The sequence below is a fragment of the Microbulbifer sp. ABF4_143 genome (assembly GCF_056160225.1).
The window spans coordinates 1-24,027 of the sequence record NZ_JBSWWT010000012.1 but is presented as its reverse complement, the minus strand read 5'-3'; the positions used below and the strand labels follow the sequence as shown (position 1 = coordinate 24,027).

Here is a 24,027-nt window from a genome sequence, read left to right as displayed (position 1 = left end):
GAGCTAATCTTTCGAGCGCCGCACAAGTAAAAGTTTGCGGTATATTCACCCGACGCCAATAAACACACGGAATAGAAAGTTAGTGAGCGACAACAACGCCTCCCTGAACTGGTTTCGCCACGCCGCGCCCTATATCAACGACCTGCGCGGCCGCACCCTGGTGATCGGTATTCCCGGCGATGCGCTGGAGCACGCCAATTTCCGCAATCTGGTGCACGACCTGGCCCTGCTGGTCAGCCTCGGCGTGCGCCTGGTGGTGGTGCACGGCGCCCGCGCGCAGGTGAATCGCGCGCTGTCCGAGCGGGGTATCGAAAACCAGTTTCACGGCAACACCCGTGTGACCGGTCGCGAGACACTGGAAGTCATCAAGGCGGCGGTGGGCAAGCTGCGCTTCGATATCGAGGCCGCCTTTTCCCAGGGACTGCCCGACTCGCCGATGGCGCGCTCGGCGCTGAAAGTGATCTCCGGCAACTTTGTCACCGCGCGCCCGATCGGCGTACTGGACGGCGTAGACCTGCGCTGGACCGGCGCCGTGCGGCGCATGGAGGTCAATACCATCAACCGCGCACTGGAACAGGGCGCGCTGGTACTGCTGTCGCCGCTCGGTACCTCGCTGACCGGCGAACTGTTCAACCTGAACTATCTCGACCTGGCCGCGCAGGCCGCGCGGGCGCTGCAGGCGGAAAAGCTGGTGCTGTTCCGCGAGGCGCCGCAGCTGCTGGTCAAAGGCGAGGCGGTGCACGAACTCAGCCTGGTGCAGGCGGAGCAGGTGGCCGCACAGGTGGACAGCGAGGCGCTGCGCTGCGCCATCGTCGCCTGCAACGCCGGTATCCCGCGCACCCACCTGCTGAGTTACGCCCAGGACGGCGCCCTGGTGCAGGAGCTGTTCCGCCGCGAGGGCGCCGGCACCATGATCTACCGCGACAGCTACGAGGTGATCCGCCGCGCGCGCATCACCGACGTCGGCGGCATTCTCGGCCTGATACGCCCGCTGGAAAAACAGGGCATACTGGTACGCCGCTCGCGGGAGAAACTGGAGGCGGAGATAGATCACTTCACGCTGATCGAGGTGGACGGCACCCCGGTCGCCTGCGCGGCCCTGTACCCGATCCAGGACGAGCGCGGCGTTAAGGTCGCGGCGGAGATCGCCTGCGTGGCGATACACCCGGACTTCCGCGGCGGCGGCCGCGGCGCCAAGCTGCTGCACCACCTGGAACGCCAGGCCAGGGCACTTGGCCTCGACGACCTGTATGTGCTCACGACCCAGACGGCGCACTGGTTTATCGAACAGGGCTTTACCCAGGTCGCGGCCGCGGACCTGCCCGCCGCGCGGCAGTCGCTGTACAACATCCAGCGCAATTCGCGGGTATTGCACAAGCGGCTGTCCGCGCAACAGCCCGCACTGTGAAACGCACATCCTAACAAAGCGCACAGACCTGACGGTCTGCGCGAAACCATCCCGGCAGCGGCCATTTTTTGCTAAGCTGTCACCCCGTTTTGTACAGTCGGATTCAAGCAATGCCCCAGTATCGCTCCCGCACCTCCACCGCCGGCCGCAATATGGCCGGCGCCCGCGCCCTGTGGCGGGCCACCGGTATGAAGGACGAAGATTTCCACAAGCCGATTATCGCGGTGGCCAACTCCTTCACCCAATTCGTGCCCGGCCATGTGCACCTGAAGGATATGGGCCAACTGGTGGCGCGGGAGATAGAGAAGGCCGGCGGCGTGGCCAAGGAATTCAACACCATCGCGGTGGACGACGGCATCGCCATGGGCCACGACGGTATGCTCTACAGCCTGCCCAGCCGCGAGATCATCGCCGACTCGGTGGAGTATATGGTCAACGCCCACTGCGCCGACGCGCTGGTGTGCATCTCCAACTGCGACAAGATCACGCCCGGCATGCTGATGGCGGCGCTGCGGCTGAATATCCCGGTGATCTTCGTCTCCGGCGGTCCCATGGAGGCGGGCAAGACCAAGCTGGCCGAGCACAAACTCGATCTCGTCGATGCGATGGTGATCGCCGCCACCGATACCGCCAGCGACGAGGAGGTGGCCGAGTACGAGCGCTCCGCCTGCCCCACCTGCGGCTCCTGTTCCGGCATGTTCACCGCCAACTCGATGAACTGCCTGACCGAGGCCCTGGGGCTGTCCCTGCCCGGCAACGGCACCCTGCTGGCGACCCACGCGGACCGCGAACAGCTGTTCCTGCGCGCCGGCCGCGAAATCGTCGCGCTGGCCAAGCGCTACTACGAGCAGGATGACGAGAGCGCGCTGCCGCGCAGCATCGCCAACCGCGCCGCCTTCGAGAATGCGATGGCCCTGGATATCGCCATGGGCGGATCCACCAACACCATTCTGCACCTGCTCGCCGCCGCCCAGGAGGGCGAGGTGGACTTCACGCTGGCCGACATAGACCGCCTTTCACGCAGGATTCCGCAGCTGTGCAAGGTGGCGCCGAACACGCAGAAATACCATATCGAGGATGTGCACCGCGCCGGCGGTGTTATGGCAATCCTCGGCGAACTGGAGGCCGCCGGCCTGCTGGACGCATCACTGCCGACGGTGCACAGCAGCTCCCTGCTCGAGGCGCTGAACCGGTGGGATATACGCCGCACCGACGACCAGGCCGTGCACGACTTCTACCGCGCCGGCCCGGCCGGCATCCCGACACAGACCGCCTTCAGCCAGAACACCCGCTGGCCGAGCCTGGACGGCGACCGCGAGAACGGCTGTATCCGCGCGGTGGAACACGCCTACTCCGCCGAGGGCGGCCTGGCGGTGCTGTTCGGCAACCTGGCCCCGGACGGCTGCGTGGTCAAGACCTCCGGCGTGGACGAGGCCCTGTGGCGGTTCGAGGGCCCGGCCCATATCGTCGAGAGCCAGGAGAGCGCGGTGCAGCGTATTCTCGACGGCCAGGTGCAGGCCGGCGAGGCGGTGATAGTGCGCTACGAGGGCCCCAAGGGCGGACCCGGCATGCAGGAGATGCTGTACCCGACCAGCTATCTGAAGTCCAAGGGTCTGGGCAAGTCCTGCGCGCTGATTACCGACGGCCGCTTCTCCGGTGGCACCTCGGGTCTTTCCATCGGCCATGTCTCCCCGGAGGCGGCCGCCGGCGGCGCCATCGGCCTGATCGAGGATGGCGACACCATCCGCATCGATATCCCGGCGCGTACCATCGAGGTGCTCGTCAGCGATGGGGAGCTGCAGCGGCGCCGCGACGCGATGAGTGCAAGGGGGAAAGATGCCTGGAAGCCGGTCGAGAAGCGCCCGCGCAAGATCAGCAAGGCACTGAAGGCCTATGCGCTGCTCGCCACCAGCGCCGACAGGGGCGCTGTGCGGGAAATAGACTAGCCTCCTCTCTGCGGTAGGAGCGGCCGACGGCCGCTCCTACGTCCATTAGTCCGCCAGCCTGTACGAAATCCGGTTGCGCACGCCGTGGCGCTCCACCGCTACGCCACCCTCCAGCTGCGGCTGGTATTTGAAGCGTGAAGCCGCGGCCACCGCGGAGCGGTTGAATATATCGGTCGGATTGCCGGCGCTGTCGTAACCGGCCACCGCGCGCACATCCCTGACACCGCCACTTCTGGTGATCGTGAACTCGACCACCACATAGCCCTCTATCCCCCGGCGCAATGCGGCCGCAGGATAGCGCGGCGCCGGCTTGAAGATCGGCAGCGGATCCCGCGCGACAACCACCGGGTCCACCCCGCCGCCACGCGGGGTCGGCGGCGCAATCACGACCGTGGTTTGGGCCGGCTCGACAGTCCTGTCCGGCACCCGTGTCACCGGCTGCGGCGGCGGATCAGCGGGCCTCACCGGCGGCTGTGACTTCTCCACGGTCGGCTTCAGGTCCGGCAGATGCACCGACTTGATCGGCGAGTGCGGCAGATCCGGTGGCGGCGCATAGTCAGTCGCAATCAGCCGGCTCATCGCCAGCACCAGCAGCGCGGTCACCGCGGCGGCCAGGGCCAGGTTGCGCCCGTAGTGCGCCAGTTGGTGCGTGAAAAAAACAACGGGATTGGAATACAGCGAACAAGCTCTATCCATAACACCTCTCCTGATTATTGTTAGGGTGTCGAATCGGCGGCCCGGGCCGCCGGGTTTGGAAAAAGCTGATCAGCTACCCTCACCAATTAGTCGATTTGCGCGAAATTGCAAATAATTCGCAATTGCACGTTCAATTTTTGATCAGAGTCCGGCTTCACACACAAAAAAGGCCGCACATTTCTGTGCGGCCTTTTGAGGACAGAGGAGGCTGTGGCGATCAGATTGCCAGCTGCTCCTCGCGCTTCTTCTCGCTCTCGACGAAGGCGATCCACTGCTGGGCGAACTTCTTGGAACGCTCGTCCTTCAGGGCCTTCTTGAGGTTGGCCAGGGCGGCGTCGTACTTCTTCAGGTTGGCATTGGCCATACCCAGAACGATGTACAGCTGATCCGGGCGCTTGATATTGCCCTTCTTCAGTGCCTTGCTGCCCATTTCAATGGCTTTCTCATTCTTGTCCAGGTCCAGGTAGATACCGGCCAGACGCGAATAGATATCGCCCTTGTCGGAAAGCTGTGCTGCGGCTTCCAACTGGGGAATCGACTTCTCCAGCTCCTGTGCCATCTGGTAAGCCTGAGCCAGGGTTTCCAGATTCTTGGAAGTGCGCTTGATCTTCTTCTCGTCGAGCCCCTTCTTGATCACCTTGGCCCCCTTGTAGGGCATCTCGTGACCCATAAAGAGATAGGCCATATTCAACAGCTCTTTCTCTTTCTGCAGGGCGCCGGCGATATAGGCCGCTTCCATCATGTGCAGCTGGTCTTTCTCGCGCTTGCGCTCGCCGTACATACCCGCGAGCTGCTTGTAGTACTCCCCTTTCGGGTAGTGCTTAACCAGCTTCTCGAGAATCTCGGTTACCTTCTTGTAATCGTTCTTCTCGTAGTAGAGGAAGCGCTGCAGGCCGAGCCAGTTCTCCTTCGGCACCTTGCCCTCTTTCTCGTACATCGACACGGCGGTGTTGATGTCCGTGAGCGCCTTGCCGTTGTCACCCTTCTGGTAATAGGCCTGGGCGCGCAGGGCGTAGGAGTCCGCGGTGATCTGGTCCTTGTCCGCGGCGGCAAACCACTTGTTCAGGTAGTTGAGCGCCTGATCGTAGTTTTCGGTCACGAAATACAGCTGGGCGATGGTCAGCAGAGTGCCCACTTCCAGTGCCACCGGCAGGTTTTCAGGGCCCTGCTGCAGCACCTTCTTGTAGTAGGTGATCGCTTCGCGGTACTTCTCCATGCTGTAGTAAACGAAGCCGTAGAAGTAGTACATCTGCGCTATTTCATAGCCGTTGTACTTGCTCTTGCCGGCTTCCATTTCCCGCAGCGCGGCCAGGGCCGCGTTCCAGTTCTGCGCGTCGGCAGCCTCCTGCACCTTGCCCAGCTTCTTGAACACGTTCTCCCGCATGGCAGGTACTTTACGCGTCTTCTGCTCCGCAGCCTCGGCCTTGGCGAAAGAGGTTTCGACACCCACCGCCTCCAGCACGGTGACGCTCACCGCCGGTGCCAGAACCAGGGGCAGGGCTACCGACGTGCGCAGGGCGAGCTTGGAAAAAGCTCTCGTCACGGTCGTCAACTTCATATGCTTCCCCTTTAGTTCTTGGCCAGGTTAAAGCTGATCTTGGTTTTTACACCAGGCACTTCGATCGGCTCACCGTCGACCACGCGCGGCTTGTACTTGTACTTCAACGCAGACTTGATCGCCGCCCGGTTGAAGATGGTGGTGGGGTTGCCATCCAGCGTATAGGCCTCTACCACCTTCGGGTCGCGCACGGAACCGTTCTTGGTCACGGTGTACTCGACGATTACATAGCCCTCGATACCCCGCTGCAATGCGCGGCGCGGATACTGCGGCTGTACCTTCACGATGGGCAGGTAGTCGCCCTCGCTGAAGGCGCCGCCGAGACCGCCGATCTTCAGGTCTGCGCTCGCACGCGGCGCGGACATGTTGATGGTGTCATCGAGGTTCGGCTCGTCGAATTCAGGCTCCGGCATTTCCGGCGGCGGAGTTTCCGGCTCGTCGGGTTTTTCCGGCTTGCTGGTGTCGTACTGGGTTTCGATCTTCGTTTCAGGCATCACGACGTCGGCAACCTTGATCTGCTCCTCCTCTTCGGGAGCTTTCATGTTTGCCTCAATCAGCTGATGCATGGTGAAGATCAGGGCAAAGGTCGTGGCTATCGCCAGTGCGCCCGCCCCTATTAGTCTTACCGGATTCATAGCTGTTAACTCTTTTCTGTCGCGACCGAAACTTTCTCGATACCAATCTTCCTGGCAGCATCCGCGATCAGGGCGATTTTCTCGATACTCGCTTTCTTATCGGGCTGAATTACCAACCACCCTTTCGGGTTTTCCGCGTACAGGCGCTCGAGGGTGAGTTTCACCTGGCGCTCGTCGACTTTTTCCTTGGCAATCCAGATTTCATCGTTCTCGTTGATCGCTACCAGAATAGAGGTGGCCTTGAGTTCAGCCTGTGTCGCTTCCGGCTTCAGAATATCGACACCCGGCTCCTTGATAAAGGTCGCAGTGACGATAAAGAAGATCAGCATGATAAACACCACGTCCAGCATGGGCGTGAGGTCGATCGCTCCTGCTTCTTCTTCTGCCGTATTTTGTCTTTTGCTCATAGCAACTCTCTTAGCGAACTTTCTCGACGGCCCCAACTGCACTGGGCCCATCGGAAGTTATCTGGCTTGGCTAAACCTTCGCAGCGGATAGAGCGGGGCTTTATCCGCCGCTTGTGGTGCCTTAGTGATCCATCGTCAGATGGTCTTCCAGCAGCTGAGTTTCGCGCTCCGCTTTACGGGTGATGTAGGTGTTGGCAAATACGCCGGACAGTGCCGCAACCATGCCGGCCATCGTCGGGATGGTCGCCATGGAGACACCGCTGGCCATTTGCTTCGCATCACCACCGCCGGTAATCGCGAGGATCTCGAACACGTTGATCATGCCCCAGACGGTGCCCAGCAGCCCGAACAGGGGTGCCAGGGCCACACAGGCCTGGATCATGTCCATATTGTCCTGGATCTTCTCGGATACCCGGGAAATCAGCGCTTCGCGAATGCGGTGGGCATTCCAGGATTTGCGCTCGGGGCGCTCCTCCCACTGGTCCACCGCACCCTGAACGTCTTCCTTCAACGATTTGTGGAAGTAGAAGATACGTTCAAAAATCAGCGTCCACATAAAGAAGGTCAGGCCGGCGATCAGAAACAGTACTGGCCCGCCCGACGCCATAAAGGCGTTGACGGCGGCCCATGCGTCAGTCAATGCGTGCATGTTGCCGCCTCCTCTTATTTACGCTCGGCGTTTTCCGCCACGATACCGGCACTCTGCTCGTCGAGGATGTGCAGGATACGCTTGGCGCGGCCGTTCACGATGGTGTGCATCAGTACGGTCGGGATGGCGACACACAGACCCAGAACGGTGGTTACCAGTGCGGAGGAGATACCGCCCGCCATGGCTTTCGGATCGCCGGCGCCGAAGATGGTGATCGCCTGGAAGGTGATGATCATACCGGTCACGGTACCCAGCAGACCCAGCAGCGGGGCCACCATGGCGATGATCTTCAGCAGGTTCAGGCCGGACTCGATGGCCGGGCGCTCTTTCAGTACCGCCTCTTCCATCTTCAGCTCCAGAGTTTCGCCGTCGATACCCTTGTTCTCTTCGGCAACGGCCAGAACGCGACCCAGCGGGTTGTTGGTGTTCGGGCTGGAGGAGCGCAGCTGGGCGTTCACCTTGGCGCTTACGCCGGACAGAACGATCAGGCGGAAGATGGCCAGCAGCATCGCGAATACACCGACAGCGGTGATGATGTAGCCAACCGGGCCACCCTGATGCCAGCGCTCGACAAGGCTCGGGCTGTTGATCATCGCCTTCAGGTAGGAGCCGCCGGTCGGGCCGGTCGGATCAACACCGAAAGCGGTGAAGCCGGAGGTGGCGCTCTGCAGATTCTCGGCCATCTTCAGGTACTTGCCATCGGGCTGGCGAATCAGCTCGGCCATCTTGTGGGCGTCGTTCATCTCCAGGTACTTGCCGTCGGAAACCAGGTTGAAGTTACCAACGCGCACGATTTCCTGCTCGACCTGCTCGCCGTCGGGCTTGATCACGGTGCCGGTGAACTTGACCACCTTGCCGGACTCGACGGTCTCACGCTGCAGCTCGAACCACAGGCGCTCGATCTCCTCGATGGTCGGCAGCTTGGTGGCGGAGTTCATCTTGTCGATCAGGGAGTCGATAAACTCGGTGCGGCCCGGATACTGGGCGGACACCAGGGAGGTGTCGATGTTGGCGCGCAGGTCGCCGGCGGTGGAGGTCAGGTGACCGAACAGCTCTTTCAGAGAGCCGAGGCGCTCGTCCAGCTGTTGGCGCTTCTGCTGCACCAGCACTTCCTGTTCCTGGTACTTCTGTTCCAGGCGCTCGGAGCGCGCCTCTTCGGCGGCGCGGGTGTTCTTGGCCTGATTCAGCAGAGCCTGCTGGTTGGCCTTCTGGCGACGGAACTCAGCTTCGCGCTGCTTGTGCTCTTTGGATTCGGCGATCTTGGACTGCTGAACCATCTTCAGCAACTGGTCCAGGGAAGTGGCCTTGTCCTGGGCAACGGCGGAGACACTGATCAGGCCAGCCGCTGCTGCTACTAGTACGCGTTTGGCGATAGAGGTTTTCATTGCGCTGCCTCCGGAGCCGGAATCGGCATGGTCATGATGTCGATAGTGGCCTGCTTCTTGGCGATTTTCAGGCCGTTCATCAGGGCGCGGCGGTATTCGCCGGAGTCGATCTCAACCCAGGCTTTCTGGTCTTTGTCGTAGGCCAGGGAGATCTTGGAGTCGGTGGTCTGGGCCAGCAGGGCGATACGGCCGATCTGCAGTACGTTTACTTCGCGATCCTGACCGTTCACGTTCAGGGTGTCGCTGTAGCTGTCGATCTTGCGCGCGTATTCGGCTTCGAAGTTGTACAGCTCCAGAACCTGGCGGAACTTCTCCGCTACAGTGATATCGGAGCGGTCCATGTTGTTCTTAACGCTTTCGAGGTTGGCCATACGCTCTTCCAGTTTGAAGGGCGCGTCCAGCTCCACGAACTGCTCCAGACCTTCCAGCATACGCAGGATCAGCGGCTGGATCTGACGCTCAATCACGGTGACGTTTTCAATGGATTCGTCCAGCTCCTTGATAACGGCGAGCTGATTGGCCAGTTGCTTCTCCAACTGACGGTTGTATACGCGCAGACCGTCGATCTCTTTGTTGACTACCTTGAAGTCCTGCAGCAGGCTGCTGGTTTCCTCGGCAATCTTGTCGATACGCTTCTGAGAAGCCTGGGCCGCAGAGGTCTTCTGCTGGCCGACTTTGAGGACGTTATCGAGAGTATCCGCAGTGGCTACGCTGCCGTAGAGTGCGCCGGCAGACAGCGCAGTGGTCAGCGCCACAGCCATGAATCGCTTGGTTTTCATTAGACCCCCCAGTGGGTTCAATATTTCACAACATGGTCGCGATGAGTTAGCTGCCACAACGCGGTATGCTTTTGATGTGAAGACAGCTAAGAGCCGCACATTGTAAACAGCCGCTTTGATTATTCAAATGCAGATTGACAGTGGCGCCCCGAGTGAGTAGCAAGGTAACAACCAGGTAACAAATTCGGGGCACATACACACATTTGAAGCGGTGTATCCTGTGCCAGCAGTGGTGGAATCTAACAGATTGCTCTGTTTTTGATCAAATTGTTTTTATTTCAACCTGTCGTACTGAACTAAGCAGTAGCTGTATTCATCCCTGTCCGACGCCGGGCAGCGCTGCCGGCTGACCTCCCCCCAGCAGTCATCAATCTCGGGGAAGAAAGCGTCGCCATCCACGTCGGCGTCCACTTCGGTGACGTAGAGGCGCGCAGCCAGCGGCAGCGCCTGGCGGTATATCTGCGCACCGCCAATCACCATCACCTCCGCGGCCCCAGACTCGACGGCACAGGCCCGCGCCCTCTGCAGCGCGCACTCCAGCGACGGCACAGGCTCTACCCCTTCGGCGCGCCACTCGGGGTTGCGGGTGATCACAATGTTGACCCGCCCGGGCAGGGGCCTGCCGATGGATTCGTAGGTCTTGCGCCCCATCACCACCGGCTTGCCCAGGGTGGTGCGCTTGAAGAACTGCAGGTCGCCGGACAGGCGCCACGGCAGGGTGTTGTCGCGGCCTATGGCGCCGTTGCGCGCCACGGCGGCGATCAGCGCGATTGGAACGTCTTTCATCTATAAGCCTACACCGCCACCGGCGCCGGGATATGCGGGTGTGCCTCATAGCCGTGCAGCTCGAAGTCCTCGTAGCGGAAGGCGAACAGGTCGGTCACCTCCGGGTTCAGGTGCATCTGCGGCAGCGGCAGCGGCTCCCGGGAGAGCTGCTCCTCCACCTGCTGCAGATGATTGGAGTAGAGGTGGGCGTCGCCGAAGGTGTGGATAAACTCCCCCGGCTTCAGGCCGCACACCTGCGCAATCATCAGTGTCAGCAGACTGTAGGAGGCGATATTGAACGGCACGCCGAGGAAGATATCGGCGCTGCGCTGGTACAGCTGACAGGACAGCTTGCCGTCGGCCACATAGAACTGGAACAGCGCGTGACAGGGCGCCAGCGCCATGCGCCCGGCGGCCGCATTCGCCTGCGGCGACAGCCCCTCGTCCGGCAGGTCGGCCGGGTTCCAGGCACTGACGATCAGGCGGCGGGAATCCGGGCGGTGTTTCAGCTGATCGAGCAGCTGCGCTATCTGATCGATATGGCGGCCGTCCGGCGTCGGCCAGGAGCGCCACTGCTGACCGTATACGGGGCCTAGGTCACCCTCTTCCGTGGCCCACTCGTCCCAGATACGCACCCCGTGCTCCTTCAGGTAGGCGATATTGGTATCGCCGCGCAGGAACCACAGCAGCTCGTGCACAATCGAGCGCAGGTGGCACTTCTTGGTCGTGACCAGCGGGAAACCCTCAGCCAGATCGAAGCGCATCTGGTAGCCGAACACGCTCAGGGTGCCGGTGCCGGTGCGGTCGCTCTTGCGGGTGCCGTTGTCGCGCACATGGCGCATCAGATCGAGATACTGCTTCATCTGTCAGGCTCCCCCTTTTGCCTGTTCGGCGCGCTTGCCTTTGGCGCGCCCCTTGTCACCCCGCCCCTCGGGCAGCGGCTGGGTGCGGTAACTCCACACCAGCAGGATTATGCCGGCGGCGATCATCGGCAGGCTCAACAGCTGGCCGCGGGTCATCCAGCCGAACAGGTCGAAACCGATATGGCCGTCCGGCTCGCGCACAAACTCCACCAGGAAGCGGAAGATGCCGTACAGCAGCACGAAAAGACCGCCGACCGCGAGGCGCGGGCGCGGCTTGCTGGAGAACCACCACAGCACCGCGAACAGCACCAATCCCTCGAGAAAGGCCTGGTACAGCTGCGACGGATGGCGCACCAGCAGTTCCGGATCCCGCGGGAACACCATGCCCCAGGGGGCGTCGGTGGGCCTGCCCCAGAGTTCCTGGCCGATAAAGTTGCCGATGCGGCCGAGCCCCAGGCCGATGGGCACCAGCGGCGCGACGAAATCGATCAGCGCCGGGAAGGTGGTGCCTATCTTGCGCGCGTAGAGGGTCGCGGCCAGCATCACGCCGATCAGGCCGCCGTGAAAGCTCATACCGCCCTCCCAGACCCTGAGCAGCGACAGCGGGTCTTCGAGCAGCTGCGGGAAGTTGTAAAAGAACATGTAACCGAGCCGACCGCCGACCACGACACCGATGGCGCAGTAGAGGATCAGGTCTTCCACCTCGGACTTGATCACCGGCGACCAGGGCTTGGCACTGCGCCGCAGCGCCAGCCACCAGGCGGCGACGAAGCCGGCCAGGTACATGAGCCCGTACCAGTGCACTTTCAGCGGACCAATGGCGACGGCTACGGGATCTATTTCGGGGTATGGAATCATCGGAATTCACGGCCTTTCGAAACTGGCGCCATTATGAATGATGAAAGATGAATGATGAATGATGAATTAGCCACCGATCCCGTACTATTCGTCATTCATCATTCATATTTCATCGTTCCCCCATGTGCCTACTGCTGTTCGCCTACCGCTGTCACCCCGAATACCCGCTGTTGCTGCTGGCCAACCGGGATGAGTTTTACGACAGACCCAGCGCCCCGGCCGCGCCCTGGGAGAACGGGAAGCTGGTGGCTGGCCGCGACCTGCAGGCCGGCGGCACCTGGGCCGGCATGGCCCGCGGCCGCGTGGCCGCGGTGACCAATATCCGCGAACCGGGGCGGCCGGCGCCGCCGGAGCCGCAGTCCCGCGGCAGTATTCCGCGCGACTTCCTGTGCGACACCGCTTCACCATCGCAGTTTGCCGGCGAACTAGAGGCCGACCGCTACCGCGGTTTCAACGCGCTGCTGTTTCATCTGGGCGCCGAGCCGGAACTGGTCTGCGCCGGCAACCGGCACCGGCCCTTCGCGTTCAGCGCCGGCGTGCACGGCATCTCCAATGGCGCACCGGACGCCCCCTGGCCCAAAGTCGCAAAGGGCAAGGCCGGCATCGCGCAGCTGCTGCGGGGTATCGACGGACCGCTGGACGCGCAGAATTTCGTGCGCCCGGCACTGGCGCTGCTGCGGGACAGAACGCCGGCACCCGTGTCGCAGCTGCCGGACACCGGCGTCGGCCCGCGCCTCGAACAGGCCCTGTCGCCGCTGTTCGTTGCGCTGGAGCCCGGCGACCTCCCCGCCCCCGGCGGCTACGGCACCCGCGCCAGCACCCTGATCGCGGTCGATCGCCGCGGTGTCAGCCAGCTGTGGGAGCAGAGCTATAAAGCCGGCCGGCCGCTGGCACCGCTGCGCCACTTCCGCCTCGATTGAGGGACTCCCGCGGCTTTCTACACGACTTTCTTCCGCGCAACTCGCTACTCGGCTTTGGCTGCGCGGCCAACGCCCACCCGGCGCCGGGACCTACCGGTCACAGAAATCCGCCCACGCTTAATGTAAGAGGAAACAAGCGCCAAGCAAATTCCGCATTTGTTGCCATACTTACTTTCACAGACTGGGATTGGTTGAGTTACGCGCAATCGCGCCGCCGGTAACAGTCTATATAAAGGAAGGTCGCGCGGGACGCATGACACGGGCGGGCCGTCGGTAACTATCGACGAACAACAGGACCGGCTCGCCACAGGTTGGGAAGGTATGAACGATCTGGCGCCCGGCGTTTCATCAGACAACACCGGGTCCCTGCAGTATCGCTGAGGTACCATGTCGTATTTCAACCCAGAGCGCCGCAAACGCAAACCGCTGCTGCCACTGCTGACTCTCGGCAGCCTGTGTGTCTTTGCCCTTTACTACGCCTTTACCGCCAACCAGAAAACGGTGCCGGTGCTGCCGGAAAACGCCGTGCGCCCCCACCTGATCTACTGGCTGGAGGAGAACCCGGACGCCTGGCCGGCACAGGACCCGATTTTCAACCCCGCCGCAGTGCGCCGCATCTACCAGCGCACCGACTACCGGCTGCTGTGGTTCGACAACTACAGCCTCAGCGACACCGCCAACGACCTGCTCAAGCAGCTCACCGCGGCCAGTTCCGGCAACCCCAGCAGTATGGTGGACTACCGCTACCACCTGGGCTACTTCGACCGCACCCTGCGCGACACGCCGCAGAGGCTGCAGATGGCCGCGGTGCTCGACGTACTGCTGACCGACGCCTTCGTGTCCTACGCCCAGGACACCCGGCTGGACAAGATCAACCCCAAGCGTCGCCCTCCCCGGGATATTACCCCGGTCTACCGCGCCGAGGGAGGTTTTCAACTGGTAGGACTGCCATCGCCGCGACAGGCAGACAAACACCCGAGCGGGCGCAAGTACTTCCGCGGCTACAACCGCGCCGGCGCGACCGACAACAGCCGCAGCCGCTACTATGCGCGCGACTACAACACAGACCGCTCGCGCCACTATTCATCCTGGGGTAACCGCGGCTACAACAACCGCACCTACAACGGTCGCAACTACTACGGTCGCGGGGCCCTGCCGCCGCGCACCGTCAACCGCGGCTACTACCGCAACCAGGACAACGGCGGCCTGCCGCAGGCCGGGCGCGCACCGGACCACGGCGAGGGCCCCTATATCGAGGAGAGCACCCCCTACGGCGGCGACGCCTACGCGCTGCGCGAGGAGCTGGCGCGGCTGCGCGCCATCTCCGCCAGCGGCCGCTGGCGCCCCCTGCCTCCAGGGCCCGCCATGACCATAGGCGCACGCCACCCCCACGTGGCCCTGCTGCGCAACATGCTGTCGCTCTACGGCGACTACTACAGCTACGGCGGCGAGCCCAACAGCGACAGGTTCGACCGGCGCCTGCACGAGGCGGTGCTGCGTTTCCAGCAGCGCCACGGCCTGAAGGCGGACGGTATCGTCGGGCGCGAGACCCGCAAACGCCTGAACCTGTCGCCGGCCGCGCGCGCGCAGATCGTCGAGATCAATATCCGCCGCCGCGAGCAGTTGCCGGCGAACCTGGGCAGCCGCTTTATCCAGGTCAATGTGCCGGAATACCGCCTGCACTATGTGGAGGACGACAGGGTCAAGCTGTCGATGAACGTCGTGGTCGGCAAGAAGATTCACGCCACGCCGGAGATCACCACCCGCGTCAGCAAGGTGGTCTTCAATCCCACCTGGACAGTGCCGCGCAGCATCCTCGTCAACGAGATACTGCCGAAGGCCCGCTCCAACCCCAGCGGTATGGAAAATATGGGCTACCGGGTGGTCAGCGGCAGCGGCGAACACCTGCCCCTGACGCCGAAGAACCTGTCCGCCGCCGGCGCCGGCTCCTTCCTGATGCGCCAGATGGGCGGCGAGGACAATATCCTCGGCCGGGTCAAGTTCGAAATACCGAACAAGCACGACATCTACCTGCACGACACCCGCGCCCGCAGCCTCTTCTCGCTCACCAACCGCGACTACAGCCACGGCTGCATACGCCTGGAGAAGCCCCGCCACCTGGCCGAGGCCCTGCTGCGCCCGGAGGGCGACTGGGACCAGTGGCGTATAGACCAGCTGACAGTCGGCGACGAGACCACCGAGGTCAAGCTGACACAGAAGGTCAAGGTCTACATCACCTACTGGACCGCCTGGGTCGACGGTCAGGGGCGCCTGAACTTCCGCCCGGATATCTACGGCAAGGACGGTCTGGAGGCCAACCGGCGGTGATCCGAGACGGTTGGCGGCCAGCGCCGCCGGTCGCCAACCGCAGCCCCATATTCCCTTAAGGTATTTCGCCCCCGGGACCCCGCAGCTTACCAATGAAGGCAAGACCCATCGTCTTGCTTACAGGGGTGACCTATGGGTGGCGGCAACCGGCTTCACACACTTCCCGATACAGACCGTGCACACGGCGGCAGTGGCGGCCGCCACTGCAGCGCCCTAGTGCTGGCGCTGGCGCTGGCGCTGGAACTGCCCGGCGCCGGTGCGGAACCCCGGGATTCGGCCCAGGGGACCGCCGCACCCACCGCGATAGATGCCAGCGACCCCTATACGCCTTACGGCCGGCAATACGCGTCCATGCGCGAGGAGCTGGCGCGCTACCGCGCACTGGCCGCCGGCGACCACTGGCGGCCGCTGGACGCCGGTCAGCCCCTGGCGCCGGGTGTGCGCGACCCGAGGGTCAGACAGCTGCGCAGCCTGCTGATGCAGTACGGCGACTACCGGCTGGATGACCACGCCGACGAGAGCCGCGCGGCGGATGTCTACGACCAGCGCCTGCAGCAAGCCGTGCGCCGCTTCCAGCGCCGCCACGGACTCAAGGCGGACGGGCTGGTGGACGAGCGCACCCGCGCGCGCCTGAATGTCAGCCCGGCCGAACTGGCGCGGACCCTGTCGGCGAACCTGGCGCGCTGGGAACAACTGCCCAAGGACCTGGGGCCGCGCTACATACTGGTCAATATCCCCGACTTCAGCCTGCGCCTGGTGGACGGCGACAGGGAGGCGTTCCGCATGCGCGTGGTCGTGGGCAAGCCGAAACACAAGACGCCAATGCTGGCCACGCGCATGACCCGCGTGGTGTTCAACCCGGTGTGGCGGGTGCCGCCGAGCATCGCCCTGCGCGAGCTGCTGCCAAAGGGCAGCGCCGACCTCAGCGCCAACGGCTACCGCCTGGTCAACCACAGCGGCAGGGCCGTACCCTTCACCCGCGGCAATGTGGCCGCCGTCCGCCGCGGCAAGGTCACGCTGCAGCAGAAGGGCGGCCCCGGCAATGCGCTCGGGCGGGTCAAGTTCGTGATCCCAAACCGCGAGGCCATCTTCCTGCACGACACCAACAGCAAGCACCTGTTCAAACGCAGCCAGCGCGCCTTCAGCCACGGCTGCATCCGCCTGGAGAAGCCGCTGGAGTTCGCGCGCCTGATGTTGGCGCGGCAGAACGGCTGGAGCGACGCGCGTATCGAGCGCGCGCTGCAGAGCAGCCGCACCTACGGCGTGGCGCTGAAAGAGCCGATCCCGGTGTATATCACCTACTGGACCGCCTGGGTCGACGACGACGGCCTGCTGCAATTCCGCCCCGATATCTACGGCCGCGACGGCGCAGCGGACGGCGCCGACGGCCGGGGCCGGGCGCCGGAGTGAACGATGCCGGGCAGCAGCGCCATTCGCCGCGCGCACCGCTGGATAGCACCGCTGGCGGGCCTGGCACTGGCGGCGAACCTGTCGCTGGCGGCCTTTGCGCGCGCGCCGCAACCGCAGCCGGCCCTGGATCCGGCTCAAACCAGCGCCCAGTTGCGCGCCGCGGCCGACCGCTACCGCGCACTGGCGCGGGACTGGCGCCCCCTGGCCGCCGGCGGCCCGCTGCGCGCCGGGGACAGGGGCCAGCGGGTGGCGCAGCTGCGCGAGCTGCTCAAGCTCTACGGCGACTACCGCGGACTGCCCGGCCCGATCGGCACCGCCGAAGGCGATCCGCAGCGCTTCGACAGCGCCCTGCAGCGGGCGGTCGAGAACTACCAGCGCCGCCACGGTCTCGAACCCACCGGTATCGCCGCGGCCGACACCCTGGCCGCGCTGGCGGTGCCGCCGCAGGAGCGGGCGCGCCAGCTGGAACTCAACGCCGGGCGCTGGGGCAAGTTTTCCGTGCCGAGGGAGGACCGCTATGTGCTGATCAATGTGCCCGACTACCGCCTGCAGCTGGTGGAAAAGGGCCTGGTCCGGCTCAGCATGAAAACCGTGGTGGGCAAGACCAGCAGCCGCACGCCGAACCTGCGCAGCCGCGTGACCAATATAGTGTTCAACCCCACCTGGACTGTGCCGCGCAGCGTCCTGTTGACCGATATGCTGCCGAAAGCGCGCCACAACCCCGAGGCCATGCACCGGCGCGGCTACCGCGTGGTCAACTACGGCAGCGGCACTACCACCCCGATCTCCGCCGACGGCCTGGCGCGCGCCGCCCACGGCGACGCCACCCTGCGCCAGATCGGCGGCCCCGGCAATTCCCTGGGGCGGGTCAAGTTCGTGATCCCGAACCGCCAGGCGATCTTCCTGCACGACACCCAGGCCCAGAGCCTGTTTCTACGGCGCGAGCGCGCCTTCAGCCACGGCTGCGTGCGCCTGCAGCACCCGGAGGAACTGGCCTATGCACTGCTGGCCCCGCAGGGCTGGGACAGAACCAGGGTGGCGCGGGCCACCACCGGCGACGAAACGGTCAATATCAGGGTAAAGCGGCCGCCGCGCCTCTATATCGTCTATATGACCGCCTGGGTGGATAAGGACGGGCGGCCGCAGTTCCGCCGCGATATCTATCGGCGGGATACACCTTCCGGCCGGGACTAGCCAGATTCGGGACAAATTAAAACCAAGCAGTCACAGAAAAATTATTTTTCAGTATCGCGCCCGCAGATGACAACGCTGTCTCGCAATATCCGCGGGTGATTGCCGCGAATCCCTGTAATTCGGTCGGCGGCATAGTTCACAGGGAAACAAAATACCAGCCCGCCGCTTCGATTATTTGCGAATGAGCACAGATCAGTTTGTAACCACCGGTTATTTTTTGTACATTTCCTCTCGTCCTCAGCGGCGCCGGGCGCCGCAAAGGGCAAAGACGAGATACTTCCGACGAGGCGGAGACAGGTATGAAGAATCCATCCAGACGTCGATTCCTGGCAGTGACCTGCGCAACTGCGGCGGCGGTCAGCGCCGGACCGACTTTCGCAAAAGTGGGTAAATCCCGCACCCTGAAAATGCGCAACCTGCACACCGGGGAGAGGCTGAGCGCCGCTTACTGGGCGGATGGCGACTACCTGGGCAGCGGCCTCAAGCAGTTCAACCGACTGCTGCGCGACCACCGCGCCAACGAGGTGACGCGTATGGACCCGAAGCTGTTCGATATAGTGTACAAGCTGAAGGAGAAGCTGAACTTTAACGGCGAGATCGAGATCATCTCCGGTTACCGTTCAGAGAAGACCAACGCCAAGCTGCGCGCCGCCGGCCGCGGCGTCGCCCGCCGCAGCTACCACACCCGCGGTATGGCACTGGATATCCGCATGCCGGGTGTGCCGCTGTCCAAGCTGCGCAAGGCCGCGCTGGAACTGAAAGCGGGCGGCGTGGGTTACTACCCGAAGAGCAACTTCGTGCACGTGGATACCGGCCCGGTTCGCCGCTGGTAACGGGTGCCGACAGGCGGCCCCGCGCCGCCCGGCAACAAAAAAGGCCGCCGGAGAGATCCGGCGGCCTTTTTATTTCCCCGGCGGGGTTTACCGGCCGGGTTGTTCGCCGTCCAGCGGCAGGCTGACCGGCGTCATATCCTCCTCCGCCACCGGCACCTGCGCGGTGCCGGCCATCAGCCCGGCCAGCTGTTCGAGCAGTTCGCGCGCCCGCGCCAGCTGTGGCAGCTCCGCCAGTTCCATCGGATCCTCCATCTTCAGCAGCAGCGCCTCCAGCTCGGCGAAGGTCTGGCTCAGCGCGTTGACCTGGTGGCGGTCCAGCAGCAGCTCGGCCAGGCCGCCGCCCTCCTGCGGCACCCAATTGGCCCGCAGGCTCGCGAGTGCCGCCAACAGCGCCTGTTTGGAGTCCGCCGCGCGGCCGCTCTCGACATCGCTCTCGGAACTCTCCGGCAGGCGCCGCAGCAGCTCTTCGTCCAGCAAACGGATATGCGCGGCGCGGATCTGCTGCAGGCGCGCGGCCGGGCCGAGCGCCAGGAAGTGGCGCGACAGATCGTTGGCCCCGGCGGGCCAGCGGCGCGCCAATCCGTCTATATCCTCCGCCATGCCGCGGCCGATCAGGCGGGTCAACTCGCGGCGGCGGTTCGCCGACAGCGCCTCCGGTTTTTCACCCTCGCTGGCGGGATTGAACTGTGCCGCGCTGCGCTCTCCGGTGGGGCCCCAGAGCATGACCTCCATCGCGTGAAAGCCGGTGCTGGCCTCCTCGTGGGCGGTCAGGCGGTGCTGCTTGCGCAGGTTGGCCAGGGTCAGCTCAATGGCGGTGTCGTTGACGATGCCGCTGTCCGAGTAGCCCGGCACGGTATCCAGATAGCCCGGCTGCGCCGGCCAGGTGTCCAGGGCCAGCAGCAGCTGGCGGCCCTGGTCGCCCAGTTCCGCCGGGGCGAAGGCCACTGCGATATAGGGCAGGGTCGCGGCGAACTCGCGGTGCGCCTCCAGCCAGGCCACCTTGGCCGCCTCCAGGTGGTCTTCACTGGGCCGCTCGAGCAGGGTGGTCAGCGCGCTTTCCAGCCCCGCAATCGCGGCCTGGGCGTCGATCACCTGGGCCTCGCCGGCCTGCCAGATGGCCCGGGTCAGCGCCTCCGCCGCCTGTCCGTCGATCGCCCTGGCGACCGGCCGCTGCGCCTCCGGCGGCTGCTCCACGCGCTTCTGCTCACAGGCCGCAAGCCCCGCCAGCAGCGCAAGCAGCAGTACCAGTTTTCCGCGCCGAATCCTATTTCCGCTCACTAGATCCCCCGAAAGTTTCTCACTCGCAATGCGGCACAGGGATGTGCCCTCGCCGGCCTGCGCGCCGCCTCAATCGCCGTCGCGCAGGCTGATCACCGGCCAGCCGCGCGCCTCCGCTTCGGCGCGCAGGCGCGCGTCCGGATCCACGGCCACCGGGTGTTCCACCTGCTGCAACAGCGGCAGGTCGTTGATGGAATCGCTGTAAAACCACTTCTCCCCACCGGCGTACTCGGGGTTGTGCGCCAGCCACTGGCGCAGGCGCAGCACCTTGCCGCCCTGGTAGCAGGGTTCCCCCACCACCCGCCCGGTGAAGCGCCCGTCCACCTGTTCCGGCTCCGTCGCCAGCAGCGTGTCCACTCCCAGGCGCGCCGCGATGGGTTCCACCACGAAGCGGTTGGTGGCGGTGATGATCATGATGTGGTGACCGTCTCGGCGATGCCGGTCGATCAAGGCTTCCGCGCGCGGCAGCCAGATCTCGCTGATCACCTCCTGCATAAACTCCCGCTGCAGATTCTCGAGCTGGCCGCGGGACAGCTGCGCCAGCGGCTCCAGGGCGAACTCCAGGTAGGCGAAGATATCCAGCTCACCGCGCTGGTATTCCCGATAGAAGCGGTCGTTTTCGGCGCGGTAGCGCTCGCCGTCGACGTGTTCGCGCTCCACCAGAAACTCGCCCCAGGCGTGGTCGCTGTCGCCGCCGATCAGCGTGTTGTCGAGATCGAAAATTGCCAGATGCACCGCGCACCCCTCTGTAACTATAGGCGCCAACAGGCGCCGCATCGAATCCTGCCGCCGCGCCGGCGCAAGCGGCGCGGCGGGCAATTTTACCCCGCCGGCGCGCGCATCACACCGACCAATTCACGCTGGACGGCTCCGAATTGCCGGAATGGCCCCCGCTGTGGAACAATGCGGAACAAGCAGGCGCGGCGGTCGGCCGCGCGCAACAGAATTAGAGGACGGTATTTTGGGCGACGGCAAGCCAGCGCAAGCCGGGCGAAAGAACCGCCGCAAGTCCGCCAGACAGCCAAACCGCACCGCCAACCCCGGCGACAAACGCAAAAACCGGGGAGGCGGTGACGACAACAGCAATATCGACGCCGAGGGCTTTCGCCCCAATGTCGGCATCATTGTGCTGAACGCCCGCGGTCAGGCGCTGTGGGCGAGGCGGGTGGGCGGCAAGGACGCCTGGCAGTTTCCCCAGGGCGGTATCAATCCGGGCGAATCCCCGGAGCAGGCGCTCTACCGGGAGCTGTACGAGGAAATAGGCCTGACCCGGGACCAGGTGAGCCTGATCGCCTGCACCCGCGGCTGGCTGCGCTATCGACTCCCCCAGCGCCTGATCCGGCGGCGCTCCGAGCCGCTGTGCATCGGGCAGAAGCAGAAGTGGTATCTGCTCAAGCTGGAGGCGCCGGAGAGCTCGATCAGCTTCAATAATGGCTATAAACCGGAATTCGACCACTGGCGCTGGGTGAGCTACTGGCACCCACTCAGCAAGGTGGTGACCTTCAAGCGCGAGGTGTACCGGCGCGCGCTGACCGAACTGGCCCCGCAGCAAATACAATTGGAAAGGCGCTGGCTGCGCGAACAGGGCGAACCCTGAGCGTATACGCGGCCGGCTTTGTTGCGGTCAAAATCTATCAATCCCGGCGGGCTGATAGTCAAGGCCGTTTGAGTAACTCCGTTGAATGGCGAGGACAGGCCTTTGCTCGGATCTCTGCGCAGTATTGTTCAGGAAGTGAACGCGGCCCGGGACCTGCCGGCGGTGCTGGATATCATCGTGCGCAGGGTACGCGAGGTGATGCACACCCGCGTCTGCTCCGTCTATCTGCGCGACAAGCAGTCCGGCCACTATGTGCTGATGGCTACCCGCGGCCTGAACCCCGACGCCGTCGGCCAGGTGCACCTGGCGCCGGGCGAGGGCCTGGTGGGCAATGTGGTCACCCGCGAGGAGCCGATCAACCTGGAGCAGGCGGAGGCACACCCCGCCTACCAGTACTTCCCCGCCACCGGCGAGGAGCGCTTCAGCGCCTTCCTCGGCACCCCCATTATCCACCATCGCACAGTGCTCGGCGTGCTGGTGGTCCAGCAGGCGGAGAAGCGCCGCTTCGACGAGGGCGAGGAGGCCTTCCTCGTCACCCTGTCGGCACAGCTGGCGGGTGTCATCGCCCACGCCGAGGCCACCGGCGCTCTGGCCGCCATCGGCCAGCAGCGGCGCGAAGCCAAGTTCAGCGGTATCGCCGCCTCCCCCGGCGTCGCGATCGGTCGCGTGCATATCGTCGCGCCCCAGGCCAACCTGGCCACGGTACCCTACTCCTGCTGTATGGATGTGGACGCGGAGCTGGAACTCTTCCACCAGGCCCTGGCCAGCGCGCGGGAGGAGATCCGCGAGGTGGGCGAGCGCCTCAAGGGCGACCTGAACCGCGAGGAGCGCGCGCTCTTCGACGCCTATATCAGCATGCTCGACGACAATTCCCTCGCCGTCGAAGTCTGTGACCGCATCCGCCAGCAGGTCAGCGCGCCGCGCGCCTGGGCCGAGGTGATGCTGGAACATGTGCGCCGCTTCGAAGCCATGTCCGACTCCTATTTCCGCGACCGCGCCGCCGATGTGCGCGACCTGGGCGCGCGGGTGCTGATGCACCTGCGCAGCCAGCAGCAGAACCGCGGCGACTACTCCGACAACACCATCCTGATCGGCGAGGAACTGACCGCCGCGGTACTGGCGGAGGTGCCGCGGGAAAAACTGATTGGCGCCGTGTCGGTGAAGGGCTCCGCCAACAGCCACGTCGCGATTATCGCCCGCGCCATGGGACTGCCGGCAGTCATGGGGGCCCAGGACCTGCCCTTCGAGAGCATCGACGGCGCCGAAGTCGTCGTCGACGGCTACCGCGGCGAGATACACGTGCACCCGGGCCCGGAACTGCGCCGCCGCTACGACAGCATCGTCGCCGAGGAGCGCGAGCTGGCGCGCAACCTCGACCATATGGCCAACCTGCCCGGCGAGACCGCCGACGGCCACCGGGTGCGCCTGTGGGTCAACACCGGGCTGATGGCGGACGTGGTGCGCTCCCTGGAGCGCGGCGCCGAGGGCGTCGGCCTCTACCGCACCGAGGTGCCTTTCCTGCTGCGCGACCGCTTCCCGTCGGAGGAGGAACAGCGCGAGATCTACCGCGAACAGCTGCAGGCCTTCGCCCCGCGCCCGGTGACCATGCGCACGCTGGATATCGGCGGCGACAAGGCGCTGGCCTACTTCCCCATCGAGGAGACCAACCCCTTCCTCGGCTGGCGCGGCATCCGCGTGACCCTGGACCACCCGGAGATCTTCCTGGCCCAGGTGCGCGCGATGATGAAGGCCAGCCTCGGCCTCGACAATCTGCGTATCATGCTGCCGATGATCACCGGCGTCGGTGAACTGGAGGCAGCGCGCAGGCTGGTGGAGCGCGCCCACCGCGAGCTGGTGGAGGAGGGCTTCGACATCGCCATGCCGCCGCTCGGCATCATGATCGAGGTGCCCTCGGCGGTGTACCAGGCGCGCGAGCTGGCCGAGCGCGCCGATTTTATCTCGGTGGGCAGCAACGACCTGACCCAGTATCTGCTGGCGGTGGACCGCAGCAACAGCCGCGTGGCCAACATCTACCACGCGCTGCACCCGGCGGTACTGCGCGCCCTGTGTGAGATCGTCAGCGCCGGCCACGCCGCCGGCACCAAGGTGGGCATCTGCGGCGAACTGGCCGGCGACCCCGGCGGCGCCCTGCTGCTAGTGGCGATGGGCTACGACGTACTATCGATGAACGCCACCAATCTGCCGCGGGTCAAGGCGACGCTGCGCGCGGTGCGCAAAGCGGACACGGAAAAACTGCTGCGACAGGTTCTGGCGATGGAGACCCCGGAGGAGATAGAGGAAACGGTACGGGCCTACCTGAAGCGCCTGGGCCTGAAGGCACTGTTGCAGCCTGCCGGAGGCCAGTGAGCGCTGACAAAACAAAAAAGCCGCTGCGTTTTCGCAGCGGCTTTTTTATGGTTCATCGCACTTTACCGGGAAACGCGGCTTTGATCTTTAGGAAGAAGTAGCCGTTGTCCCGGTATCCGTAGGCCGTGCGCTTGATCACCTTGATGCGGTT

21 protein-coding genes are annotated in these 24,027 nt (G+C 64.4%); 9 read left to right on the top strand and 12 right to left on the bottom strand.

The features are described 5' to 3' along the window. Nucleotides 1-82 precede the first annotated feature (82 nt). Together argA and ilvD are read left to right on the top strand one after the other, a co-directional pair. Nucleotides 83-1,408, top strand: coding sequence for an amino-acid N-acetyltransferase (gene argA, locus ACXAF3_RS10955; RefSeq protein WP_475112338.1), 1,326 nt, complete (start codon nucleotides 83-85; stop codon nucleotides 1,406-1,408). A 110-nt stretch (nucleotides 1,409-1,518) separates the two neighbouring features. Next, on the top strand, nucleotides 1,519-3,354 hold the full coding sequence (gene ilvD / locus ACXAF3_RS10950; RefSeq protein WP_475112337.1) for a dihydroxy-acid dehydratase: 1,836 nt from the start codon (nucleotides 1,519-1,521) through the stop codon (nucleotides 3,352-3,354). A gap of 45 nt (nucleotides 3,355-3,399) precedes the next feature. On the opposite strand, the gene ACXAF3_RS10945 is transcribed toward ilvD, so the two are convergent. The 10 genes from ACXAF3_RS10945 to lgt all read right to left on the bottom strand — a co-directional run bounded on the left by ACXAF3_RS10945 (nucleotide 3,400) and on the right by lgt (nucleotide 11,949). Next, on the bottom strand, nucleotides 3,400-4,050 hold the full coding sequence (locus tag ACXAF3_RS10945; RefSeq protein ID WP_475112336.1) for an energy transducer TonB: 651 nt from the start codon (nucleotides 4,048-4,050) through the stop codon (nucleotides 3,400-3,402). Between the two features lie 217 nt (nucleotides 4,051-4,267). Further along, on the bottom strand, nucleotides 4,268-5,608 hold the full coding sequence (locus ACXAF3_RS10940) for a tetratricopeptide repeat protein (RefSeq protein WP_475112335.1): 1,341 nt from the start codon (nucleotides 5,606-5,608) through the stop codon (nucleotides 4,268-4,270). An 11-nt stretch (nucleotides 5,609-5,619) separates the two neighbouring features. Next, nucleotides 5,620-6,243: an energy transducer TonB gene (locus ACXAF3_RS10935; protein WP_475112334.1), complete on the bottom strand. Its 624-nt coding sequence runs from the start codon at nucleotides 6,241-6,243 to the stop codon at nucleotides 5,620-5,622. A 5-nt stretch (nucleotides 6,244-6,248) separates the two neighbouring features. Next, nucleotides 6,249-6,650, bottom strand: coding sequence for an ExbD/TolR family protein (locus ACXAF3_RS10930; protein WP_475112333.1), 402 nt, complete (start codon nucleotides 6,648-6,650; stop codon nucleotides 6,249-6,251). Nucleotides 6,651-6,771: 121 nt separating this feature from the next. Beyond that, entirely contained in the window at nucleotides 6,772-7,299 is a 528-nt protein-coding gene (locus ACXAF3_RS10925) for a MotA/TolQ/ExbB proton channel family protein (protein WP_475112332.1), read from the bottom strand. Between the two features lie 14 nt (nucleotides 7,300-7,313). After that, complete coding sequence (locus tag ACXAF3_RS10920) at nucleotides 7,314-8,684, bottom strand: MotA/TolQ/ExbB proton channel family protein (RefSeq protein WP_475112331.1); 1,371 nt, start codon at nucleotides 8,682-8,684, stop codon at nucleotides 7,314-7,316. Then, nucleotides 8,681-9,463: a DUF3450 domain-containing protein gene (locus ACXAF3_RS10915; protein ID WP_475112330.1), complete on the bottom strand. Its 783-nt coding sequence runs from the start codon at nucleotides 9,461-9,463 to the stop codon at nucleotides 8,681-8,683. The genes ACXAF3_RS10920 and ACXAF3_RS10915 overlap by 4 nt, the downstream gene beginning before the upstream one ends. A gap of 273 nt (nucleotides 9,464-9,736) precedes the next feature. Beyond that, on the bottom strand, nucleotides 9,737-10,249 hold the full coding sequence (locus ACXAF3_RS10910; protein ID WP_475112329.1) for a dihydrofolate reductase: 513 nt from the start codon (nucleotides 10,247-10,249) through the stop codon (nucleotides 9,737-9,739). 8 nt (nucleotides 10,250-10,257) lie between these two features. Continuing rightward, entirely contained in the window at nucleotides 10,258-11,091 is an 834-nt protein-coding gene (locus ACXAF3_RS10905; RefSeq protein ID WP_475112328.1) for a thymidylate synthase, read from the bottom strand. Between the two features lie 3 nt (nucleotides 11,092-11,094). Continuing rightward, nucleotides 11,095-11,949 (bottom strand): prolipoprotein diacylglyceryl transferase, encoded by an 855-nt coding sequence (gene lgt, locus ACXAF3_RS10900; protein ID WP_475112327.1) that lies wholly within the window; start codon nucleotides 11,947-11,949, stop codon nucleotides 11,095-11,097. 122 nt (nucleotides 11,950-12,071) lie between these two features. Between lgt and ACXAF3_RS10895 the strand changes: the two genes are divergently transcribed. The 5 genes from ACXAF3_RS10895 (at nucleotide 12,072) to mepK (ending at nucleotide 18,634) form a co-directional block, all read left to right on the top strand. After that, nucleotides 12,072-12,869, top strand: a complete 798-nt coding sequence (locus tag ACXAF3_RS10895; protein ID WP_475112326.1) for an NRDE family protein — start codon at nucleotides 12,072-12,074, stop codon at nucleotides 12,867-12,869. A gap of 387 nt (nucleotides 12,870-13,256) precedes the next feature. After that, complete coding sequence (locus tag ACXAF3_RS10890; protein ID WP_475112325.1) at nucleotides 13,257-15,197, top strand: L,D-transpeptidase family protein; 1,941 nt, start codon at nucleotides 13,257-13,259, stop codon at nucleotides 15,195-15,197. A 132-nt stretch (nucleotides 15,198-15,329) separates the two neighbouring features. Next, nucleotides 15,330-16,607, top strand: coding sequence for a L,D-transpeptidase family protein (locus ACXAF3_RS10885; RefSeq protein ID WP_475112324.1), 1,278 nt, complete (start codon nucleotides 15,330-15,332; stop codon nucleotides 16,605-16,607). Between the two features lie 3 nt (nucleotides 16,608-16,610). Continuing rightward, nucleotides 16,611-17,801 carry a L,D-transpeptidase family protein gene (locus tag ACXAF3_RS10880; RefSeq protein WP_475112323.1) on the top strand — a complete coding sequence of 397 codons (1,191 nt, stop codon included), beginning with the start codon at nucleotides 16,611-16,613 and terminating at the stop codon, nucleotides 17,799-17,801. 299 nt (nucleotides 17,802-18,100) lie between these two features. Next, a complete protein-coding gene (mepK, locus tag ACXAF3_RS10875; protein WP_475112322.1) occupies nucleotides 18,101-18,634 on the top strand; it encodes a peptidoglycan L,D-endopeptidase MepK in 534 nt (177 codons plus the stop codon). Between the two features lie 87 nt (nucleotides 18,635-18,721). Here mepK and ACXAF3_RS10870 read toward each other — a convergent pair whose 3' ends face one another. Both ACXAF3_RS10870 and ACXAF3_RS10865 read right to left on the bottom strand, forming a co-directional pair. Then, nucleotides 18,722-19,912 carry an imelysin family protein gene (locus ACXAF3_RS10870; protein WP_475112321.1) on the bottom strand — a complete coding sequence of 397 codons (1,191 nt, stop codon included), beginning with the start codon at nucleotides 19,910-19,912 and terminating at the stop codon, nucleotides 18,722-18,724. A 69-nt stretch (nucleotides 19,913-19,981) separates the two neighbouring features. Beyond that, a complete protein-coding gene (locus ACXAF3_RS10865) occupies nucleotides 19,982-20,647 on the bottom strand; it encodes a histidinol-phosphatase (RefSeq protein WP_475112320.1) in 666 nt (221 codons plus the stop codon). Between the two features lie 352 nt (nucleotides 20,648-20,999). Here ACXAF3_RS10865 and ACXAF3_RS10860 point away from each other — a divergent pair, with 352 nt between their 5' ends. Both ACXAF3_RS10860 and ptsP read left to right on the top strand, forming a co-directional pair. Further along, entirely contained in the window at nucleotides 21,000-21,509 is a 510-nt protein-coding gene (locus ACXAF3_RS10860) for an RNA pyrophosphohydrolase (RefSeq protein ID WP_475112427.1), read from the top strand. 102 nt (nucleotides 21,510-21,611) lie between these two features. Then, nucleotides 21,612-23,876 carry a phosphoenolpyruvate--protein phosphotransferase gene (gene ptsP / locus ACXAF3_RS10855; RefSeq protein WP_475112319.1) on the top strand — a complete coding sequence of 755 codons (2,265 nt, stop codon included), beginning with the start codon at nucleotides 21,612-21,614 and terminating at the stop codon, nucleotides 23,874-23,876. The last annotated feature ends 151 nt before the right edge of the window (nucleotides 23,877-24,027 follow it).

Bases quoted from the DNA above. Each gene is read 5' to 3' on its own strand.
- ilvD (WP_475112337.1), top strand. From the start codon at position 1,519: ATGCCCCAGTATCGCTCCCGCACCTCCACCGCCGGCCGCAATATGGCC.
- ACXAF3_RS10945 (WP_475112336.1), bottom strand. From the start codon at position 4,050: ATGGATAGAGCTTGTTCGCTGTATTCCAATCCCGTTGTTTTTTTCACG.
- ACXAF3_RS10940 (WP_475112335.1), bottom strand. From the start codon at position 5,608: ATGAAGTTGACGACCGTGACGAGAGCTTTTTCCAAGCTCGCCCTGCGC.
- ACXAF3_RS10935 (WP_475112334.1), bottom strand. From the start codon at position 6,243: ATGAATCCGGTAAGACTAATAGGGGCGGGCGCACTGGCGATAGCCACG.
- ACXAF3_RS10930 (WP_475112333.1), bottom strand. From the start codon at position 6,650: ATGAGCAAAAGACAAAATACGGCAGAAGAAGAAGCAGGAGCGATCGAC.
- ACXAF3_RS10925 (WP_475112332.1), bottom strand. From the start codon at position 7,299: ATGCACGCATTGACTGACGCATGGGCCGCCGTCAACGCCTTTATGGCG.
- ACXAF3_RS10920 (WP_475112331.1), bottom strand. From the start codon at position 8,684: ATGAAAACCTCTATCGCCAAACGCGTACTAGTAGCAGCAGCGGCTGGC.
- ACXAF3_RS10915 (WP_475112330.1), bottom strand. From the start codon at position 9,463: ATGAAAACCAAGCGATTCATGGCTGTGGCGCTGACCACTGCGCTGTCT.
- ACXAF3_RS10910 (WP_475112329.1), bottom strand. From the start codon at position 10,249: ATGAAAGACGTTCCAATCGCGCTGATCGCCGCCGTGGCGCGCAACGGC.
- ACXAF3_RS10905 (WP_475112328.1), bottom strand. From the start codon at position 11,091: ATGAAGCAGTATCTCGATCTGATGCGCCATGTGCGCGACAACGGCACC.
- lgt (WP_475112327.1), bottom strand. From the start codon at position 11,949: ATGATTCCATACCCCGAAATAGATCCCGTAGCCGTCGCCATTGGTCCG.
- ACXAF3_RS10895 (WP_475112326.1), top strand. From the start codon at position 12,072: ATGTGCCTACTGCTGTTCGCCTACCGCTGTCACCCCGAATACCCGCTG.
- ACXAF3_RS10890 (WP_475112325.1), top strand. From the start codon at position 13,257: ATGTCGTATTTCAACCCAGAGCGCCGCAAACGCAAACCGCTGCTGCCA.
- ACXAF3_RS10885 (WP_475112324.1), top strand. From the start codon at position 15,330: ATGGGTGGCGGCAACCGGCTTCACACACTTCCCGATACAGACCGTGCA.
- ACXAF3_RS10880 (WP_475112323.1), top strand. From the start codon at position 16,611: ATGCCGGGCAGCAGCGCCATTCGCCGCGCGCACCGCTGGATAGCACCG.
- mepK (WP_475112322.1), top strand. From the start codon at position 18,101: ATGAAGAATCCATCCAGACGTCGATTCCTGGCAGTGACCTGCGCAACT.